16 protein-coding genes and 3 pseudogenes are annotated in these 20129 nt (G+C 39.7%); 8 read left to right on the top strand and 11 right to left on the bottom strand.

Annotated elements, in window-relative coordinates; translation table 11 throughout:
- Positions 1-153: 153 nt before the first annotated feature.
- Together CWC18_RS15690 and CWC18_RS15685 are read right to left on the bottom strand one after the other, a co-directional pair.
- The gene (locus CWC18_RS15690) at positions 154-501 is read right to left on the bottom strand and encodes a hypothetical protein (protein WP_249348301.1); all 348 of its coding nucleotides are present in this window, start codon (positions 499-501) and stop codon (positions 154-156) included.
- A gap of 140 nt (positions 502-641) precedes the next feature.
- On the bottom strand, positions 642-1601 hold the full coding sequence (locus CWC18_RS15685; protein WP_171041131.1) for an alpha/beta hydrolase family protein: 960 nt from the start codon (positions 1599-1601) through the stop codon (positions 642-644).
- On the opposite strand from CWC18_RS15685, the gene CWC18_RS15680 reads away from it, so the two are divergent.
- The gene (locus CWC18_RS15680; protein WP_138675649.1) at positions 1561-1941 is read left to right on the top strand and encodes a MerR family transcriptional regulator; all 381 of its coding nucleotides are present in this window, start codon (positions 1561-1563) and stop codon (positions 1939-1941) included. The two genes, CWC18_RS15685 and CWC18_RS15680, sit on opposite strands and share 41 nt — an antisense overlap.
- Positions 1942-2028: 87 nt before the next feature.
- On the opposite strand, the pseudogene CWC18_RS15675 reads toward CWC18_RS15680, so the two are convergent.
- From CWC18_RS15675 to CWC18_RS21985, 3 genes and pseudogenes are all read right to left on the bottom strand, one after another.
- Positions 2029-2718: pseudogene (locus CWC18_RS15675) on the bottom strand (alpha/beta fold hydrolase); the annotation flags it as partial.
- 15 nt (positions 2719-2733) lie between these two features.
- Positions 2734-2973, bottom strand: coding sequence for an alpha/beta fold hydrolase (locus CWC18_RS21280; protein WP_212747733.1), 240 nt, complete (start codon positions 2971-2973; stop codon positions 2734-2736).
- Positions 2974-3332: 359 nt separating this feature from the next.
- Positions 3333-3464: pseudogene (locus tag CWC18_RS21985) on the bottom strand (IS91 family transposase); the annotation flags it as partial.
- A gap of 616 nt (positions 3465-4080) precedes the next feature.
- Here CWC18_RS21985 and CWC18_RS21570 point away from each other — a divergent pair.
- A pseudogene (locus tag CWC18_RS21570) lies at positions 4081-4744 on the top strand (IS5 family transposase); the annotation flags it as partial.
- Here the strand turns inward: CWC18_RS21570 and CWC18_RS15665 are convergent.
- Entirely contained in the window at positions 4681-4860 is a 180-nt protein-coding gene (locus tag CWC18_RS15665) for a response regulator (RefSeq protein ID WP_138675648.1), read from the bottom strand. The pseudogene CWC18_RS21570 and the gene CWC18_RS15665 sit on opposite strands and share 64 nt — an antisense overlap.
- Positions 4861-5023: 163 nt before the next feature.
- Here CWC18_RS15665 and CWC18_RS15660 point away from each other — a divergent pair, with 163 nt between their 5' ends.
- Positions 5024-9034: a response regulator gene (locus CWC18_RS15660; RefSeq protein WP_249930143.1), complete on the top strand. Its 4011-nt coding sequence runs from the start codon at positions 5024-5026 to the stop codon at positions 9032-9034.
- Positions 9035-9075: 41 nt separating this feature from the next.
- Here CWC18_RS15660 and CWC18_RS15655 read toward each other — a convergent pair whose 3' ends face one another.
- Entirely contained in the window at positions 9076-9528 is a 453-nt protein-coding gene (locus tag CWC18_RS15655) for a hypothetical protein (protein WP_171041130.1), read from the bottom strand.
- A gap of 222 nt (positions 9529-9750) precedes the next feature.
- On the opposite strand from CWC18_RS15655, the gene tsaA reads away from it, so the two are divergent.
- The 3 genes from tsaA to CWC18_RS15640 all read left to right on the top strand — a co-directional run bounded on the left by tsaA (position 9751) and on the right by CWC18_RS15640 (position 13258).
- A complete protein-coding gene (gene tsaA / locus CWC18_RS15650) occupies positions 9751-10455 on the top strand; it encodes a tRNA (N6-threonylcarbamoyladenosine(37)-N6)-methyltransferase TrmO (protein ID WP_138593572.1) in 705 nt (234 codons plus the stop codon).
- 91 nt (positions 10456-10546) lie between these two features.
- Positions 10547-12274 carry a proline--tRNA ligase gene (locus tag CWC18_RS15645; RefSeq protein WP_138593571.1) on the top strand — a complete coding sequence of 576 codons (1728 nt, stop codon included), beginning with the start codon at positions 10547-10549 and terminating at the stop codon, positions 12272-12274.
- A 180-nt stretch (positions 12275-12454) separates the two neighbouring features.
- Entirely contained in the window at positions 12455-13258 is an 804-nt protein-coding gene (locus CWC18_RS15640) for a UDP-2,3-diacylglucosamine diphosphatase (protein WP_138593570.1), read from the top strand.
- A 94-nt stretch (positions 13259-13352) separates the two neighbouring features.
- On the opposite strand, the gene CWC18_RS15635 is transcribed toward CWC18_RS15640, so the two are convergent.
- From CWC18_RS15635 to CWC18_RS15625, 3 genes are read right to left on the bottom strand one after another with little or no spacing between them, the layout of a single operon-like run.
- The gene (locus tag CWC18_RS15635) at positions 13353-14561 is read right to left on the bottom strand and encodes an ABC transporter permease (protein WP_138675645.1); all 1209 of its coding nucleotides are present in this window, start codon (positions 14559-14561) and stop codon (positions 13353-13355) included.
- Positions 14554-15339, bottom strand: a complete 786-nt coding sequence (locus CWC18_RS15630; RefSeq protein WP_138675644.1) for an ABC transporter ATP-binding protein — start codon at positions 15337-15339, stop codon at positions 14554-14556. The genes CWC18_RS15635 and CWC18_RS15630 overlap by 8 nt, the downstream gene beginning before the upstream one ends.
- Positions 15339-16157: a DUF3025 domain-containing protein gene (locus CWC18_RS15625; protein ID WP_138593567.1), complete on the bottom strand. Its 819-nt coding sequence runs from the start codon at positions 16155-16157 to the stop codon at positions 15339-15341. Before CWC18_RS15625 ends, CWC18_RS15630 begins: the two co-directional genes overlap by 1 nt.
- Before the next feature lie 150 nt (positions 16158-16307).
- On the opposite strand from CWC18_RS15625, the gene CWC18_RS15620 reads away from it, so the two are divergent.
- A complete protein-coding gene (locus tag CWC18_RS15620) occupies positions 16308-17933 on the top strand; it encodes a M28 family metallopeptidase (protein ID WP_138675643.1) in 1626 nt (541 codons plus the stop codon).
- Between the two features lie 71 nt (positions 17934-18004).
- The gene (locus CWC18_RS15615; RefSeq protein ID WP_138675642.1) at positions 18005-19165 is read left to right on the top strand and encodes a putative manganese transporter; all 1161 of its coding nucleotides are present in this window, start codon (positions 18005-18007) and stop codon (positions 19163-19165) included.
- Between the two features lie 121 nt (positions 19166-19286).
- Here CWC18_RS15615 and CWC18_RS15610 read toward each other — a convergent pair whose 3' ends face one another.
- Entirely contained in the window at positions 19287-19976 is a 690-nt protein-coding gene (locus CWC18_RS15610; RefSeq protein WP_138593564.1) for an alpha/beta fold hydrolase, read from the bottom strand.
- Positions 19977-20129: the final 153 nt, after the last annotated feature.

Genomic DNA, 20129 nt, shown 5'->3' with positions numbered 1-20129 from the left:
GTTCATGATCTTGCCCTGACTTTGCAGTCGCTTGATTTGGCACCGTTCAACAGCCCATAACAGTTCATAACTTACTTCAATTGCAATTTTGAAAGGGTAAAATTGTCAGCGGCATATATGGGTATTCCCAGTATTTTTTAGGGGCGCCCAGTATTAGGTAACATTTTTAACCTTGATTAAATAACATATAAATATAAAAACTAAAGTTGAATCTAAAATTATTGTCAACATTGATTTATCAATGTATTGCTCACCAAATATAACAATTAACGTAATAAAAACTATTTTACTTGTACTTACAACTGTCAAAGCTAATTTACGATAAACAGGGATATAAGCACCATAAATTAATAGTATACCCATCAGAAAAATGAGAAAACCCCAACTTCTCACAACAATCTGCGCAAGTGGCTGAGTTAGAGCTTCTCCAAACACCCTTATCAAAGTTGCTTGAGGCGAAAATACCGCAAAGACCATTGAACAAGTTAATAAACCCGCCATAACCATTATCCACTTAATATGTTTAGTAATAATGTTCAAATTAACTCCTAAATATCTAAATTCTAGCGCCACATTAAGCGGTGGCTATTGTGTATTTGATAAAATCTAAAAAGATTGTTACCCTCTCCAAACCGTTTTTTCTAACCTGCTCGATCAATTTTATTAACAATGATGTTTTCCCATAGAAGCTCATTGCCTGGTTTAAAAAAGCCAAAATGACCAATCTTATTTTTGTTCAATTCTTTCGGCTTGTATATTTTGATACTTTTATTAGCAAGGGGGAATCGCTTGGCTAAATCAGCAATGGTCTTTTTAGGGGAAAAGCCAGTATCATCACTAAAGCCAACAGCATGTAATTGACCGCTATAACTAGCGTAAAAATGCTCTCCTAGGGTGTTGTCAGAAAATAAATAATCTTCATTTAAGCTCCATTTTCTCCAGTCAGATACAATGCCTTTAGGTAAATCATGACCAATTCCAAACTTATTTGGCAAATAACCAAGTACTTTATATACGAGTGGAAAAACAATACACCATGCAAGCAGCATTTTGGGTTGGTGAATAAGCGGGTATAATTGCCAATAGCAGGTACCTGAACAGATTAAGATTACTTTTTTAATATGCTTTATACGTGGACATAATCCTACAAGATGACCTCCAGCACTGTGACCTATCAAGGTTAAATTTTGCCATGAAGTCCAGGAGCGTTCAATTATATAATCGAGTAGATATGTTAAATCTCGTTGCCCCCAGTCTCTTAACCTAGATTTATCGTGTCTAACATCATGTTGGCTTGATAAACCGATCCCTCTAGGGTCCCATGTGATCACAGAAAACCCCTTATTCGCAAGGTATTTTGCTAGAGGAAAATAGAATTCCTGCTTAACGCCCAATGCAGAATTGATGACCACTAATGGGCCATTTTTTGTTGCTTTTTCAGTGTGCCTTACAGCCTTTATATGTTGGCCATCTTTGCAAGATATTGTGAAATAAGTTTCCATTAACTTTCCTTTATTCTTATAATAAACCGTAGAGTATGCTCTACAGTCAAGAGGGTTTATGAGAATTAGTGCAATATGCTTAAAAACAGGTATGACCAAGGATACAATTCGCTTTTATGAAAAACTCGGGCTGTTGACAAGAGTAGATCGAGGAGAGAATGGCTATAAAGACTATGCTAATACGCATGTTGAACAACTTAATTTAATAAAGCGCGCTAAAGAGCTAGGATTTACGTTAGAAGAAATAAAACAATTAGCCTCTTTATTATTTGCTAAAAAACTTACAACTGCAGAAATGGAGTATTTTTTAAAAACAAAGGAAAAGGACATAGATGATAAAATTAAAAAACTTCAGCAGTTTAAATTAGAAATAAAAGGCACGCTTCAGAGAAGGTGTGAATATAGAACTCGGCTGATAAAACTTACAGAGAAACAATAACTTTAAGGTAAGAACAATGTAACTCCACCCAATTTAGTACAGCTCTTTTGTAGAATTTTATGCAGCCTCGAAATTTTTGTTATGATCTCAGTCTCGACCATGAAAGGAAATAAACTGACCCGCAGTAACCTTTGGAGCCTCCATCATGGGTAAATGGCCAATATCATCCATGATGATAATTTCAGATTGCGGTACTATTTTTGAAAGCACTTTAGCACCTGAATGATGAAGAACTCTATCCTGTCTGCCCCAAGTAATTAATACAGGCTTGATAAAATCACCCAACTCATAATCTAAGGGCAAAGAAAAACTTATTTTGTTTTGATCTATCTTATGAATTTCATGAAATATTTTATAGTTAAGATCAATGTTTTTTATGGCATTTTTAGAAAGTTCAGAGATTACGAACTCCGGCATGAATGGTGGGTTTTCAAATACGAAAGAAATCAATTGTTCGAACTCTCTTTTGTTTCTTGCAAGAACCATAGGTCTTTTATTTTCAGAAATATCTTTGAACATTTCACTATCATCAGCGGACTGAATACCCAACGTATTCAATAGCCATAAGCTCATTACTTGTTCAGAATATTTAGCAGCATAATTTCCTGCTATATAACCGCCCATTGAATTTCCAGCTATGTGGAATTTTGTGATACCTAATTGATTTATAAATTTATTAACCCTACTAACTTGATTCTCAACATCATAATTCAAATTAATATCTTTAAAACTATTACCGAAACCAGGTAAATCCAAGGCAATCACAGAGTAATCATTTGTAAGATGCTTTGCTTATCTGACCCAATTATCCTTATTTGCCCCAAAACCATGAAGGAAAAGTATTACTTCACCTTTACCACCTGCAATGTAAGCTATTTCTCCCTCATCAATCATAATTGATTTAGTACTTAGACCAGCTAACTTTCGTTCGGCTGATACACCAACCTGATATAAACGTTCAGTGGGTGTAACCAGATATCCAACTAAGCCGAGTAGCAGTAAGACCATTGCAATCTTTAGAATTTTACTCATAAAGAACCTTCTCGTGATTTCTACTTTGTCGTATAACTATTCAGTATTAATGCAGCACGTTGTTTGTGCTGCATAATCGTTTGTTGGACTAAGCCGCTACTTGCTCGGTGTGTCGGAGTTTGTGTCATTTATGCTGCAAAAATTTGCTGTTTGCTTGTAGTGGCGTAACTTGTCTTATGCCTATTTTTATCGGCTTGCCTTTCGTACTTAAACCATCTCTGCATTACCCAGTACGTTTTATCTTGCCATTAGAGCTAGTTTTCAGCGATTTATCAATGATATTTTCACTACGCATTCACTTTGATAGCCCTCACACTTAAGTAGGTTAACCCGTTGATTAAGTTCAGCAAGCTCCCCTGCTAACTCGTTCGTACTAATTTCATTGCCTCTTCACTTGAATTAACTATTCCGTTAAATCGTAATACCCCGATTTTGCATACTTCACAAGACCAGAGTGGGGATGGTGACGCTGCATCTGTCTTTTTCTTTTTAGTAATAAGTGATATCTATTCAAAAGTTAATGCTGGTAGTCGTGCCACAATCGATTTACGTTGGGTAACCTCTAAATTACTCCTCTGTTATTGAAATCACTCAAACCACTCGTTTCCATCACTTTTTCGCTTGTTTACATACCCACACTTCGGGCACTGCACTTCTGTTCAAGTAGTTCTATTATTCCAATAATTAGGTTTCGCAATGAAGTTACAGCTCTGACAGGTATCCTGAACAATCGCACTTTTTTTTAAAACTGTATGTGTAATAAATCGCAAAAAAGATTAAGTAGTGCCTTTCACTATAATGTGAATATCTGGCTGATATATCAACCAAAAAGTAAAGCCACCGACTAAAAAATTTAAAGTTAATATCACCACATCACCGATACATAATGACTTCCTCACGCTGGTAGTCTCCATCTTAATAATCTAGCTTACAAATAAGTCAGAGCCACAATTCGATTGTCAACTTGCTAAATTGCTTATACCTGACACCGAAACTTTACCATAAAAACCGCTTCGAGAGGCATTCATTCAAGCAAATAGACAATTTAAGGTGGGTGTCGGTTAAAAGGTGTCAGTTATAATTAGTTAAATTCTTCATGGCCTTATGACATTTGAAGGAATACTGTATCGAATGAGAACAGGTATTCCTTATCGAGATCTACCCTCTGAGTTCGTAGAGTGGAGTACTGTTTACAGACGATTTTCTTTGGTCAAAGCAAGGGATTTTAGATAACCTTTTTAAAAGCTTATCTAGCATAGCTGATTTTGAACGGGCCTTTCTTGATGGCTCTGTAGTTCGAACGCATCATCATAGTAAAAGTGCAGCTACGGGAAGCCCAGAAAAAAATAGGAAAAAGTCGCGGGGTCCACTCAACCAAAATCCACTTAGCTATGGATAGTGGTGGCCTGCCGGTTTGCTTTGTTTTATCAAAAGGACAACGCAACGATACAGTGCATGCCAAAAGCTTAGTTGAGCAACTCGGTGAAGTTAATACCATCGTTTGTGATAAAAGATATGACAACGAACTTTTCCGTACTTTTTTAAGGAACGTGGCAGAGAAACTGTAATTACTAAACACAATTATAGACAAGATAAAGACAGTATGTATTGGTGTCTATACAAGTAACGTCACTTGGTTGAAAATGCCTTTAGGATAATTAAGTATTATCGAGCTATTTCATGTATATATGACAAGCTAGAAAGGCATTATGCCAGCATGTTATCGCTGGGTTCCATAGCAACATCAAGTAATACAATATCTATTCTTTGATTTGCTAACAAACATAATGCCTGCTCTCCAATTATAGCCACAATCACTCGGTATTCATCTTTAAGTAACTGCGACATGACCGCTAAGTTTTCTTTTACGTCATCAACAACCAGCATAGTGTGCCTATTTTACATTATATTACGCCCACTTTGTTCGCTTATTATTAGCTAATAAACACATATTAGGTCTATTATTGTGATCGTGCCAAATATAGTTCGGTAAATTTATATGCTCAGCGTACGTACTTTATTTATAACTATTTTCTCAGTGATGTTCAGTATGAGTGTCGTAATTCAATACATTGCTCATAAAATGGAAAGCATGGAGAGATTAAAGCAGCAAGATAGCACGAAATTGCTAAAACTCAGTCAGTTAGCACAAGAGTTAAAACAAAGTTCAGATCAATTAACCAATTTTGCACGAGCTTACGCAATGACGGGTAATGAGCGCTGGTATAAATTATTCAACTACGTTCTAGCTGTTAGACAAGGAAAAGCGGTACAACCAAACCAACAATCATATCGCTATTGGGATGTCCTCGCTTCTCCATTTTCAGCGCTACCTGAACTAAATCAAGGCTCTACAGGGCCATCAATTATCAAACGATTTGAAATTGCCGGGATTGATGATTATGAACTGAGCCAAATTAAGCTTGCTTTATCAACGTCCGATGAACTGGTTACACTCGAGCAACGTGCGTTTAACGCGGTCAGAGGTATCGCGCAAGATAAGTTTGGGAACTGGACTGTGCAAGTCACGCCTGATTTAATTGCAGCCCAACGCATTTTGTACAGCGATAAATACTTTGTAGAAAAAGCGAAAATAATGAGCGCAATTGACGATGCGCACTGGCATATGGCCAATAAACTGCAAAGCAAAATCAATAAAAATGTTAATGCCTTGATGCTTTCGCATATTATTCAAAAAATCATTAGTATTACTCTAATCGCCAGTATTGGTTTATCGTTTTATCTCCTTTGGAAAATGTACATAAAGCCTGTTTCAAATATGCAGCGAAAAGTGGTTTCTCACGTTTCAGACAATAATTACAACTTTAAACTTGATACACAAACTCAGGGCGAGCTCGCAAGTTTTTCCCGAGCAATGAATACTTTATTGCACAATATTTCAAAACAATTGCAGTTTAGTACCATCATGAAAGACTTTGGATTGGCGCTACGTGGCAAGAACTCAGCCAAAGAACTTGGTGAAGAACTTATGCAGTTTTTAGGTCGCCGCTTATCGGTCCCGTTACTGGGCTTATATGTTTTTAACGACGAAAAGTTATCCCGTGTTGCTGGGACTGGATATTGTAAAAAATCACCTTCAACATATGACAATTATGATTCAATTCACTTTCACGTATTAAGCAGTAAACAAACCTACTCTATGTCATTACTAGAGTCTCAATATGCAATTGAGCTAAATGGAGAAAGCTTGTATTTATCTGAGCTATACTACTTTCCATTGATAGTTAGTAATGAATGTGTTGGTTTATTAGAATTAGGTAGTTTAAAGCCCGTCTCTAATAATGACTTTGAATGGATAGAGTCCGTCATTCAAGACTTAGCCATTAGTTTACAATTAACGCAAAATATTGAGCTGCAAAGAAATACCGAAAAGAAAGTACTGGAACAATTAGAACTGAACCGCAAGATCCTAGATGCCATTCCTAATCCCATGTATTACCGCAATCGCGACGGAGAATATTTGGGTGTTAACTCTATATTTCACGATTTTATCGGGACATTTGACGCCGACGTTCTTGGCGCAGCACCCAACGAAATTTTTAGTAAAGATATTGCGCAGCAGTTTGTTGACTCAGAATTAAGTCTGTTACAAGACCCCGGAAGTCATAATTTTGAAATGACGCTCATGAACGTAAAGGGCCAGCCTAGAGATGTCGTTATTTACGAAGCAACCTTTTGCAATGCCGATGGAGAGGTCGCAGGTATTGTTGGCTTAATATTAGATGTAACAGAGCGCAAAGAAATGGAGCAACAGCTCATCATAGCTAAAGAACAAGCAGATCAAATGAGCACCGCCAAAGGTGAGTTTTTGGCAAATATGAGTCATGAAATTCGCACCCCAATGAATGCGATTATTGGCATGAGTCATTTGGTACTTAAAACTAATTTAGATTCACAACAACTAGGCTATATAACCAAAATTGATCAAGCAGCAAAGAACCTTCTCGGTATCATTAATGACATCCTAGACTTTTCGAAAATTGAGTCTGGGAAAATGACAGTGGAGTCAATCAACTTTTTACTGGATGAAGTCACCGACAATGTGGCAACAGTCAATGCCGTAAAAGCACAAGAGAAAAACTTAGAGTTATTGCTTGATGTTTCGCCTGAGGTACCAATCAGTCTGATAGGTGATCCGCTGCGTTTGAGCCAAATTTTAATAAATCTATGTGGTAATGCCATCAAATTTACCGAAACAGGTGAAATTGTCATAGGCGTGACCATAATTGAGCAAAATAGTGACCACGTCATGCTGCGATTTAGCGTTAAAGACAGTGGTATTGGCCTATCAAACGAACAGCAAGCCAAGTTATTCGAAGCCTTCTCGCAAGCCGATGGCTCTATTACCAGGAAATACGGCGGTACAGGCCTTGGGTTAAGTATTTCCAAAAATTTAGTAGAGCTCATGGGCGGCGAAATTGGGGTGAATAGTGAAGTTGGTAAAGGCTCTGAGTTCTACTTTAGTGTACGCTGTGGCTTACAAGAAGCAAAAATGCGCAACTTTTTGTGTCCTGAAGCAAATCTAAAAGATAAAAAAGCATTAGTCGTCGATGACAATGACAGCGCACGTGCTATTTTAAGGAATTTATTGAAAACAATGGGCCTAGCCGTCAACAGTGTAAACAGTGGTAGAGCGGCCATTAATGAATTAGAGGTCGCTCAATACGATTTAATCTTTATGGATTGGAATATGCCTGGCATGAATGGCATTGATACCATTAAACACATGCGTAACATGAACCAGTCAGAGCAACCCAAGATGATACTTGTGACTGCCTACGGCAAAGAAGTCGGCATGAACAAGGAGATCAGTGATTTATTAGATGGCTTAATTATTAAACCTGTTAATGCGTCCATATTGCTCGATAGCATTATGGAATGTTACGGCCTGCAACGTCCTTCAGACAATGATGCAGCCCCCGTGTCAGATATCGAAAGTACAGTCTTTGCACAACAACGGGTGTTATTAGTCGAAGACAACATCACCAATCAAGAAGTCGCTTACGAAATGCTCCAGTCGGTCAATCTACATATCACGATAGCCAACAATGGGTTGGAAGCCGTCAATATGATGAAAGAGGAAGACTTTGATTTAGTTTTAATGGATATGCAAATGCCAGTGATGGATGGACTGACGGCAACACGAGAAATCCGTAAAAGTAAGTCATTCAAGGCTCTGCCAATTATTGCTATGACCGCCAATGCCATGCAAGAAGATGTAGACAAATGCACCGATGCTGGCATGGATGGTCATATTGCGAAACCGATTAACTTCAATACCATGATCAATATGATTCATGCAGCATTAGAGCAACCACAAGACTCTTTAATAGAACAGGCATCAATAAATAAGTCATGCAAAAATGAACAGGTGCAGATAGCGCCATCTAATGGCATAAAAAATAATGGGCAAACCACAAATGGCGCCACCGCCCCTGAAGAATCTCACACCGAATTAGAAGGTATTTCATTTGACGAAGGCATAAAGCGTATTGGTGGTAACGAAAAGGCCTATTGGAGCATATTAACTAAGTTCATTAATAATCAAATTGAAGAAATGATCAATTTAGAGCAAGCGCTTATTGTTGGCGATACTGAACATGCTTCACGTATTGCTCATTCGCTTAAAGGGTCAGCTGCGAATTTATGCGCAACTCGCTTAGCGGACGCAGGCGATAAGTTTGAGACCGCGATAAATAACGAGCAAGAAGTTAGGACCGATGAAATCCATCACATCATTGCTTACTTGCGGGAAATTGCACTTCGGTTAAGCCAACGCACTAGCAGTAATGATACGAAAAAACAGTCAGCCGAAGCCTGCACACTCGACAGAGGAAGCATAAAAGAAAAACTCACTTTATTGGCTGAGCTTATTGACTCCAGTGATGTAGAAGCCATAGAAACAACCAATGAGCTGACGGATTTAAACTTTATGTCTGCTGATGATTCAGCAGCGCTAGAAGAACTTATTAATGACTTTGAGTTTGTTGAAGCTAAAACACTTATTCTAAAAATCATCGACCGATTCGAAGCAAGTTAACATGAGGCGTTACTGACTATATTGCTATAATATAACACGCGCTACGCTTCATAAGCGCAAGCGAGCGCTTCGCGGGCAAGGCCATAAATTGCATGGTTAATCATCGACTTTAAATGCAAAGTAAGCTCTGAACTCGGTTCTACAATGTTGCGCTGTAACATTGATTTGGCATTTTCTAGAATTACCTGATAATGTTCAGCAGGCACATCACTGCACTGTAAATACGTGTATAGCGTTCTTAAAACTGATTTACTTTGTAGTATGTAGGTAAAAAATTCGTGCCGAATTTGCGGGCTGTATTGCTTGAGATTTAACTCACAACAGGCAAATAAAAGCTGTTCAAATTCGTCTTTACAACCTTGCTCTTTATTGCGGTTAGCACGCGTTTGCTTTTGTAGTTGAGCAAATATAGTTGTCTGCTCTGACCAATGATGTCTTAACCCACCCGCCCGTTCACCTAGTACCTCTATGTAACTGCCTGACTTTAGTGGCATTCCATGAGTACTATATGTAGTTATTTTAGGGTCATTATTATTTACACCCATGATAATTGGTATGTATCCTAATGTTCTGCTTTATCTGAGTACTAGGTTATCCTTCAATCTAAAATAATGATATTACATGCCATTACAGTCTATTTCACATTGGTTAATTTTTTATTCCCACGTACAATAGACATTATACGAAATCAGCTGTACGACCAGACAAGAGAACCTGTGGATACTTACCAAATTGAGCCTATAGGCTATATTTCATCCCCTTATAAACAAAAGTTTGCCATACCTCGTCAACCAAGATTAGTGCCTCAAGCCAAAGCAAAGTTACTTTTTTGCCAAAACTTTAACCGTGAAGAATTTGTTCGTGGCATCGATAAATTTTCACACCTTTGGCTTTTATTTCGATTCCATGAAACCGCTGACAAAGGCTATTCCGCATTGGTTCGTCCACCTCGTCTTGGTGGCAATGAAAAAAAAGGGGTATTTGCCACCCGCGCCACGTTTAGGCCTAATGGCATTGGTATGAGCGCGGTAAAGTTAGAAGGGGTTGAGTATGAAAATGGGCAACTGGCTTTATTGTTATCAGGTATCGATTTACTTGATGGCACGCCCATTGTAGACATAAAACCCTACCTACCTTATTCGGATGCGATGCACGATGCCAGTGCAGGTTTCGCCGACACACGTCCAGAAACACATATGACGGTGAGTTTTAGTGAACAAGCCGATGAGTTTATTGCCGCGCAAACTTCCTATCCAGAATTACGTGATTTTATCGCTAATGTATTGAAGCAGGACCCTCGTCCAGCTTACAAAAAGCAAAAGCAAGAAACACAGTTTTATGGCATGACACTGTTTGATTTTAATATCCGTTGGCAGGTCAACGAAAGCCATAATCAAGTTATAGAGATAACCAAACAATAACTGGTTTGAATAATTACTTGTCTGCACCGCTAGCACTGTTAAACTACGCGGAATTACTACGAAAAATAACTATATTACGAACGGAACAACCATGCGTACTAGTCAATACATTTTAGCGACTCTTAAAGAGACGCCGTCAGATGCTGAAATTATCAGCCATCAGCTTATGCTTAGAGCGGGTATGATCCGCAAATTGGCTTCAGGCCTTTACACTTGGCTTCCATCTGGTCTAAAGGTTTTACGCAATGTTGAAAAAGTCGTGCGTGAAGAAATGGATAAAGCGGGGGCAATTGAAATGTTAATGCCTGTGATCCAGCCTGCTGACCTGTGGCAAGAGTCGGGTCGCTGGGATCAGTTTGGTCCTGAATTATTACGCATCTCAGATCGTAACAATCGCCCTTTCGCGCTAGGTCCTACACACGAAGAAGTGATCACCGACTTTGTTCGCAAAGAAATCAATAGCTACAAACAGCTCCCGATCACTTTGTACCAAGTACAAACCAAAGTGCGTGACGAAGTTCGACCGCGTTTTGGTGTAATGCGTGCACGTGAATTCACCATGAAAGACGCCTACTCTTTCCATTTGAGTGAAGACTGTTTATCTGCAACATATGAGCGTATGCACCAAGCGTACTGCAATATTTTTGAGCGTTTGGGCTTGGACTACCGCCCAGTAATTGCTGATACAGGCTCTATTGGCGGCAGTGTATCGCATGAATTCCACGTATTAGCAGAGTCTGGTGAAGATGCAATTGCGTTCAGTGATGGCAGTGACTACGCGGCTAATATTGAAAAAGCAGAAGCATTAGCGCCAACTGAAACACGCGCTGAGGCATCAAAAACACTCAATACATTTGCTACACCTGAAGCAAGTACCATTGAGCAATTAAAAGCCAAACACGGTGTTAAGCCACACCGCGGTGTTAAAACCATTATTGTTTATGGTGCCGCTGATGAAAATGAGCAACGCGGTTTAGTTGCCTTAGTCGTGCGTGGTGATCATTCTCTTAATGAACTCAAAGCACAAGCACATGAACTCGTGCATTCGCCACTTGAACTGGCAAAAGAAGCCGATATCATTGCAGCAATTGGCGCCAAGCCTGGCTCACTGGGTCCTGTAGGCTTAAATATACCGGTTATTGTTGACCACAGTGCTGCAATTATGGCTGACTTTGTTGCTGGCGCTAACAAAGACGGTGAACATTATAGCGGTGTTAACTGGGATCGCGATGTAACAGATTTTACCGTTGCTGACATTCGTAATGTGGTAGAAGGCGATCCTAGCCCATGTGGTAAAGGCGTACTACAGATTATGCGTGGTGTTGAAGTCGGTCATATTTTCCAACTTGGTACAAAGTACTCAGAAAGTATGAATGCTGGCGTACTCGGTGAAAATGGCAAAAATCAAATGCTAACTATGGGATGTTACGGTATTGGTGTATCTCGTATTGTTGCAGCTGCCATTGAACAAAACAATGATGACTACGGCATAAAATGGCCAACCGCACTTGCCCCATTCACATTAGCAATTGTACCAATGAACATGCATAAATCGCATCGTATTCCAGATATTGCTGATAAGTTATATAACGAGTTTAAGGCAGCAGGGATCGATGTATTGTTTGACGACCGTAAAGAGCGTCCCGGTGTCATGTTCAACGACATGGAGCTCCTCGGTGTACCTTATACATTGGTTATTGGTGAACGTAACCTAGATAATAACCAAGTTGAATTAAAGAATCGTCGTACTGGTAAAAAACTGATGTTAGACATTGACCAAGCTGTTACAGAGATCTGTAATGCAATTAATGCTAACTAAGATTTGGTTTAAATAAACCAAGTACATTGAAAGTGGTGATTTAGTTCACCACTTTTAATGTTACCAACCTTCACTTCCCCTTTTACAACACCTCCTTGTCACAATCTCTTCTTATTGTCGTCGCTTTACTGTCACTATCAATAACTAAGCTGAGTCTTATTACGCTAGAGATAAAGGCTAATGAAAACGATATATTACCCTAGCATTTGGATATCAGATCTCCACCTTGGCTATAAAGATTGTAAAGCGGATTACTTACTCGACTTTCTAAATCGAACCAATTGTGATGTGCTGTATTTAGTTGGAGACATCGTTGACCTGTGGTCTATGAAGCGCCAATTTTATTGGGAGCCAAGTCATTATAAAGTACTTGAATGCATCCAGGCTAAAGCTGAATCCGGTACTAGAGTCATATACATTCCAGGCAATCATGATGAAACATTTCGTCACTATGTTGGCCGCTCATTGTTTAATGTCGAAGTACATAGAACCTTTATTCATACTACCTCTGCGGGAAAACGTTTTTTGTTGTTACACGGTGACGATTTTGATTCAGCAACTCGGTACAACAAGCTGATAAGTATTGCTGGCGATGCGGGATACGACTTTCTCCTGTTCCTAAATCGATGGACTAACCGTATCAGGCGGATTTACGGCGGTCATTACTGGTCGTTAGCCTCATGGATTAAAAACCGCGTACATAAAGCGAAAGAGGCCATCGCAGCATTTGAAGCTGCAGCCATTCATGAAGCTAAAAAACAAGGCGTCGATGGGATCATCTGCGGTCATATTCATCAGCCTGCGCTAAAAGTGTCTGATGGTATCGTTTATTGTAATGATGGCGACTGGATAGAAAACTGCACGGCTTTGGTAGAAAATAAAGACGGCAGAATAGAGCTATTACACTGGTCTGATATTCAACATGTCCTACATACTGTTGAGCTCGCAAGACCACCAGAGAATAAAGCAAGTCAAGCAGCATAAATATAAATAAGCGCGTTCACCTAAAGTAATTGAACGCGCTCAAAAATAAACTTTTGATTAACCAATATTTTTATTTAACTTATTATCTAAGCTTTTATCTAAACAATACCGTTTCTTTGTTAAACCACCTGACGCAACATATCAGGAGTAAAGCTGCTAAGGCAGCTGACGCTATAAAAATAAGACCAATAAATCCATAGTCTACTGTGCCTTTTACTATCTCTTTTATGGCCAATGCTACGTTTGTTATTGGGATCAATGCGGTCGTTGTATCCAGTTCCATATTAGGTAATAGTGAAATCACGATAGGAACAAAAATCCCCATACTCAATGGTGCCATATAGTTTTGTGCTTCTTTAAAGGTACGAGCATAAATTGAAATCGCCAGTACCAACGAAGATAACATAGCTGCAACCGGCAGTAACAAAGCAAATATCAATAAAAAATCCCAACTTGTCACACTGGAAAATGCGGTTGTTATCACATCAATACTTATAAACCGAGTCGCAATACTTACCCAGATGGCCAAACTAGCAACCGTTATTAACGTACAGGCTATGGAACTGGCTAATACCGTAAAAAACTTACCTAATACGAGCTCTGAGCGCGTCACCGGTGTTAACAGCAACGTTTCGAGTGTCCCTCTTTCTTTTTCCCCGGCCCCCAAGTCGATTGCCGGATAACTTGCCCCCATTAATACCAAAGGTAATAATAAATACGGGATGAATGCCCCTAGCTTTTCACCGTAATTTTCTCGTTTATCCGCAGTATCAACCTTACTAATAACAATTGGCTTTAACACCGCCTGCTGACGCTCAGGCTCGACGCCTAATTCAAGTAACGCGTTGGATCGTACCGCGTGTGATGAGGTGTTGGCTAATTCATTAATTCGATTAAAGGTAAAGTTAATCGCTTTGGCATCGTTGAACACCACTTTCCACTCACTTTGCTGACCTATTTTTATCGACTCACGGGGGTCACTGTCTATAAATATTCCCACATCAATTTGACCAAGTTTCACAGCTTTAGATAACGCATGTACTGAGTCAAGCTTTAAATCTCCTTGATATTTTTTAAAGCTTTTATGATAAAAAACCTGCTCAGAAAACGCTTCAGCATACTCATCGTTTACGATGTAATAGGTATGAACTTGTTGCTCCGCTTTTAAGCCAGCTTGAGATGTCAAAAACGCAACCAGTGCAATAATGATAGGAAACACCAGCATAGGTAATGCGATAATGAAAAACAGTGTCTTTCGATCCCTTAACAGCTCAAGAATTTCCTTTTTAAATACTTCAAACATGACGACGCTCATCCAATAAATTAAGAAATGCTTGGTTTAATTCATTACTTTCACCCCGTAATTTAAACTCATCAACCGTACCGTCAAAGCAACTAACCCCATTATCTATGACGGCAAGTTTGTCGCACAACAAGGCGACTTCATCAAGGTGGTGCGTTGAGAAAATGACGGAGGTACCCTGCTTTTTTAATGTGCGAATAAAAGCAATGACTGTTTGCGTCGTCATTATATCAAGCCCAGTGGTTGGTTCGTCTAAGATAACGACTTTTGGGTTATGAACAACCGCTCTCGCAATATTGGTTTTTTGTTTCATCCCTGTAGACAAATGTTCAGCACGCTTATCTAAAAACGATGTCATATCAAGCATTGTAAATAGCGCTTCACACTTTTGCTTAAGCACATTGCCTTTAAGGCCATGGAGTTTACCGAAGTATTCAATATTCTCACGTGCCGTCAAACGCCCATATAATCCAGTTGTCCCAGATAAAAATCCTATTGCTTTTCGACCCTTTAGGGGATATTTAATGATGTCTATACCATCAATGGCGATCTCGCCTTTATCTGGTGTAAGTGCAGTCGATAACATACGTAGCGTGGTTGTTTTCCCTGCACCATTTGGCCCAAGTAACCCTAACACTTCACCGTAACCACACTGGAAACTCACATCTTTAACAGAGTGGAAATGGCCATCGTGTTCACGCACGTCAGTGCGTTGCTTTTGTTTTTTATGTTCTTTATTCAGCTTGAAGCGCTTAGCAAGCGTATTAACTGTGATCATCAGAACTCCTTTTTAGACACTCTTTTTACCCTAAAGTAATCCGTATTATCATAAAATTGTGGATTTTTATTATCATCATACCAAGTAGGCACACCTAATAACGGCAATGGTGACATCTGCTTATTGTCATCAAGTACCCCTTGCTCGGTTATCTGCTCACAAAGTAAATCATCTAACACCACATATTGTTCTTGCACAGAAAGTGCTGCAAAACTGGTCTCTACTTTAATACACAGCACTTTTCCTGTTAACCCAATAAACGGTTGTGTTAACATTTCATAATTTGCATGGCCAAAAATAAAGGGGTGAATGATTTCACCCCACTGTATGCGGCGCTCAACAAAAACAGATTGCCAATTATGCGCTCTTAACTGCGCTTGCACAGTATCGTCTGTTATTGCTAACACCACCCCACATTCATCAAATAAGGTTAATGCATTGCGATGTCTACTACGTTGCTTTAGACCATGTTGATTAATTTCATCTATGTGGCGCTTATTCAGTAATGCCTTTGTTTTAGGGAACAAACACCAGATCATCGCACCAAATAAGTCATGCCAGTTCTGCTCTCTGGTTGGGATCCGACCTGTTTCGTATATTATTTGTTCGTAATAACGCTCCTCATCCTGAAACAATGGATCAGGCTCAAATTTTACCGCCAACCCTTGACTGTTTTTTATGTTATTTAAACGATTCAGCCATGCAAAGTCAGGCCAATCATTATGAGTGTTTAATTTAAACAAATGATTTAAATGCGCAAATGCACCACTGACTAAAAAAGAAGGTTGAAACTGCTCAGGGGGGGTAAATTTCTTCATTCTGTAAACATTTTAAAATATTTTCATTAGTTTACCTGAAGTCAGCTGTGGCTCCAATCACTCCGCGGTGAACTATCGCAGTTACTCGAAAAAACAGCCCAATTATGTTTATAATAAAGAGATTTTAATACTTATAACAAAAGAAGCACTATGAAACTTAAAATGACTCTCAGCGCACTCACCGTAGCCGTGCTAAGTGGTTGTATGACAACAACTAATACAAAAGAGGACGTGCAGTCTGCCTATAACAGTATCAACAAAGAACAGTTAGCTGAACACATTAAAACGCTCGCGTCTGATGAGTTCGGAGGCCGTGCTCCGTCATCAAAAGGTGAAGAACTTACCCTTGCTTATTTGACTAAACACTTCAAATCACTGGGTTATGAGCCAGGTAATGGCGATAGCTTTTTACAAGAAGTTGACTTAGTTTCTATTGAAGCAGACTCTAAAATGACTCTTGATATTGGTGGCAAAAAGTACCTATATAAAAAAGAAATGGTGATGGGTACCAGCCGGATCAGTCCACTTGAATCGATTAATAATTCTGAATTAGTATTTGTAGGCTATGGCGTTAACGCCCCAGAGTATAACTGGAATGACTATGAAGGTATTGATGTTACTGGTAAAACTGTGGTCATGCTGGTAAACGATCCAGGCTTTGCAACCAAAGATCCAAACATGTTTACGGGTGAAGCCATGACGTATTATGGCCGCTGGACTTACAAGTATGAAGAAGCAAGCCGTCAAGGTGCCGCGGGTGCCATTATCATACACGAAACTGCACCCGCATCTTACCCGTGGAGCGTAGTTGAAAACTCATGGAGTGGTGAGCAATTTGGTTTTCAAAAAGCCAATAAAAACATGGATCGTGTCGCTGTCGAAGGCTGGGTAACAGTCGATGTCGCGAAAGAGCTATTTAACAAGGCAGGCTTAAAGTTTTCTACCGTTAAAGCGAACGCAGCAAAAGGTAGCTACCACGTAGATATGGGCGATCTAACGGCATCAGTTACTGTTAAAAGTAAAATCAAAACATCGACCTCGTATAACTTCATTGCGACGTTGCCTGGTAGTAAAAAGCCCGACGAGCATATTATCTATTCCGCGCACTGGGATCACTTAGGCACTGATAAAAACCGTAAAGGTGATCAGATTTACAATGGCGCACATGATAATGCGACAGGTACCGGCGGTATGATTGAAGTAGCAGAAGCATTTGCTAAATTACCTGCTCGTCCAGAACGCTCCATGACCTTTTTAGCCGTAACAGCCGAAGAGCAAGGCCTACTGGGTTCTAAATACTATGCATCAAACCCGGTGATCCCAGCAAAACAAACGGTCGCTAACATCAATATGGATAGTTTAAACCTACTGGGACGTGTAAAAGACATCAGTGTTGTGGGTATTGGTAAATCAGACCTCGATGATATGTTAACCGTGGCGGCTAAAGCTCAAGGCCGTGTTGTATCTGGTGATCCTAAACCAGCATCAGGTGGCTACTACCGTTCAGATCACTTTGCATTTGCCAATATGGGTGTACCAGCCATGTATGCTGGTGGTGGTACGCAAGCAATAGATGATGCTACGGCTAACTACCGTAAGCGTATGAGCCTTGTACTTACTGGCTGCTACCACCAACCATGTGATCGCTATCGTGACGAATGGGATTTAACAGGAGCAGTGCAAGATCTGCAACTATTCTATCAGGTCGGATATGACATCTCTCAGCAAGAAACATGGCCACAGTGGAAGGCTACCTCTGAGTTTAAGAGAAAATAAATGCAAATGATATTGCTTTTCATTTAGAAAAACCCTAAAGTGCAACTGAGTTTATTAACTGGTTGCACTTTATGCTCTCACAATCTGCCAATTCCCCTTCCCGCTTAGCAAATTTACTAAGCACACAGCTGACGAACAAACGTTTATTGTTGCCGTTTTTTTTGGTACTAGCGCTCGCTTATGAACCAATAAGAACGATAACTTTACCAACACTTGCGGATGCATTTTTTCAGGTCAGCGTGTTTGTTGCTGGCACATTGTTCATTTATTACTACCTTGTCGATAAACTACCTCAGTTGGAATTAAGTTACTTAAAAGCTAAATCCCCCACCTTAGAGATAGTTTTCGCTGCAGTTTTAGGCGCACTTCCTGGCTGTGGAGGGGCAATTATTGTCGTAACACAATTTACTAAACGTCAAGCAAGCTTTGCGTCTATTGTGGCAGTTCTAACCGCAACAATGGGAGATGCCGCTTTTTTATTATTGGCTAATAAACCGTTAGAAGGCCTGTTGATCATTGGGATTGGGGTCGGCGTTGGGATCATCAGCGGACTTATCGTCAACGCAATTCACAAACAAGAGTTTTGTCAGCCCGACGAGCAACATGTGCAGCCTCACGAGTGTACTAAGCCAAGTACCATGGTTGTTGCGAGTACAAAAGTGTGGAAAATTGCGCTGCTTCCCAGTTTAGTTATCGCTTTTTTGATTGCGTTCAATGTTGATTTGGGGGAGTTTGAACACTCAATTACCCTTGTTGGCGCCGCCATGGCAATATTTGCAGTACTCGTATGGGCGCTTTCATCTGAAGGAAAAACGTATAAGCAAATTACAGCAGAAGATGAAGAATTTGAACCTCCCTCAAAATTCGCACGCGTACTGCAAGATACTCACTTTGTGACTGCTTGGGTTGTGGCCAGTTTTATGCTGTATGAGCTTGCTGTCACCCTATTTGGGCTCGATTTAAGACAATGGTTCAGTGAGTTTGCCGTATTTGCTCCACTAATTGCTGTGCTTATTGGTCTGCTACCTGGTTGTGGACCACAAATCGTTGTTACCACATTATACATTCAAGGGATCATTCCTTTTAGCGCACTCGCGGGGAATGCGATATCCAATGATGGAGATGCCCTCTTTCCTGCAATCGCTATGGCACCCAAAGCAGCAATATTAGCCACCTGTTACTCCGCTATTCCTGCACTGGGTGTAGGCTATGGTTTGTACTGGTTAATGTAGAACACAGTTATAGGCCTAAAAGCTTTAGATGATATGACGAGTTAATAATACCACACAATTAACTCGTTTAACTTTACCATGATAAATCATCAATACCACTCAATTTAATTAATTGAAAATATTAGCTAAACCAATCGATAATAACCTTAGATAATTCATTAGGTGTTTCTAGTGGTAACATATGTCCATCACCGGTTGACCAGCGCACTGCTACGTGTTCATTGACAGCACATAACCCTGTTAACCACGATGGATCAATTAATGGATCATTTGGTGAACAATAAAATAGCGTCGGTGTGTGGTTTATACACAACGGTTCATACAAGTCTTCACGCTTGGTCATGTGGGTATACTGGCTAATCAGTACTTCTTTACCTAATGACGCATCCATATCTAGCAATACATTTATCATCGTTTGAGTACTAGTTGACGCACCTAACAGTACACGTGCTCTAGCATCAGATAATCCATTATAGCCGTGCTCTGCAATGAGTTTTAGAGAATGAAAACGCTGTTTAATTTCATAGTCAGGTAACACCGAGGGGGTGTTAGAAATTATCAGTGACCGTTTTACCTTATGCTCTAAAGCACATTGTAAATACGCTGCGATATAGCCGCCCATAGAAAAGCCTACCAAATTGACTGCTTCTGTATCAAAAATCATTTCGTAATATGTAACCAGCTCTTTCAACCCCATTCCATTGGGTATCCCTAAATACACTAACTCAAACTGGTTTTTTAGCGTCAATTCTAGATGTTGCCATAACGCTTTGGTACACATAGTACCGGGCAAAAAATAAAGTTTTTCCATTCGTTCTCGTCATTTACCAGCAAAGTATCATATCTTTTTACCCGGCTATTATTACAGCTAGCGTTTCGTGATTGCTTCAATATGTTCTTCAACATGAGGGCTTTCACCTAGAATTTAACTAACTGACATTAACAACGCAACCTTCTATTTAAG

Origin of the sequence: Pseudoalteromonas aurantia (assembly GCF_005886875.1) — a bacterium.
GTDB lineage: Bacteria > Pseudomonadota > Gammaproteobacteria > Enterobacterales > Alteromonadaceae > Pseudoalteromonas > Pseudoalteromonas aurantia_A.
This window is presented reverse-complemented; position numbering and strand designations above follow the sequence as displayed.

Excerpts from the sequence above, each read along its gene's own strand:
- CWC18_RS15615 (WP_138675642.1), top strand. The coding sequence starts at position 18,005 with ATGCTCTCACAATCTGCCAATTCCCCTTCCCGCTTAGCAAATTTACTA.
- CWC18_RS15630 (WP_138675644.1), bottom strand. The coding sequence starts at position 15,339 with ATGATCACAGTTAATACGCTTGCTAAGCGCTTCAAGCTGAATAAAGAA.
- CWC18_RS15620 (WP_138675643.1), top strand. The coding sequence starts at position 16,308 with ATGAAACTTAAAATGACTCTCAGCGCACTCACCGTAGCCGTGCTAAGT.
- CWC18_RS15625 (WP_138593567.1), bottom strand. The coding sequence starts at position 16,157 with ATGAAGAAATTTACCCCCCCTGAGCAGTTTCAACCTTCTTTTTTAGTC.
- CWC18_RS15680 (WP_138675649.1), top strand. The coding sequence starts at position 1,561 with ATGAGAATTAGTGCAATATGCTTAAAAACAGGTATGACCAAGGATACA.
- CWC18_RS15645 (WP_138593571.1), top strand. The coding sequence starts at position 10,547 with ATGCGTACTAGTCAATACATTTTAGCGACTCTTAAAGAGACGCCGTCA.
- CWC18_RS15665 (WP_138675648.1), bottom strand. The coding sequence starts at position 4,860 with ATGCTGGTTGTTGATGACGTAAAAGAAAACTTAGCGGTCATGTCGCAG.
- CWC18_RS15610 (WP_138593564.1), bottom strand. The coding sequence starts at position 19,976 with ATGGAAAAACTTTATTTTTTGCCCGGTACTATGTGTACCAAAGCGTTA.
- CWC18_RS15660 (WP_249930143.1), top strand. The coding sequence starts at position 5,024 with ATGAGTGTCGTAATTCAATACATTGCTCATAAAATGGAAAGCATGGAG.
- CWC18_RS15690 (WP_249348301.1), bottom strand. The coding sequence starts at position 501 with ATGGCGGGTTTATTAACTTGTTCAATGGTCTTTGCGGTATTTTCGCCT.
- CWC18_RS15635 (WP_138675645.1), bottom strand. The coding sequence starts at position 14,561 with ATGTTTGAAGTATTTAAAAAGGAAATTCTTGAGCTGTTAAGGGATCGA.
- CWC18_RS15655 (WP_171041130.1), bottom strand. The coding sequence starts at position 9,528 with ATGCCACTAAAGTCAGGCAGTTACATAGAGGTACTAGGTGAACGGGCG.
- CWC18_RS21280 (WP_212747733.1), bottom strand. The coding sequence starts at position 2,973 with ATGAGTAAAATTCTAAAGATTGCAATGGTCTTACTGCTACTCGGCTTA.
- CWC18_RS15640 (WP_138593570.1), top strand. The coding sequence starts at position 12,455 with ATGAAAACGATATATTACCCTAGCATTTGGATATCAGATCTCCACCTT.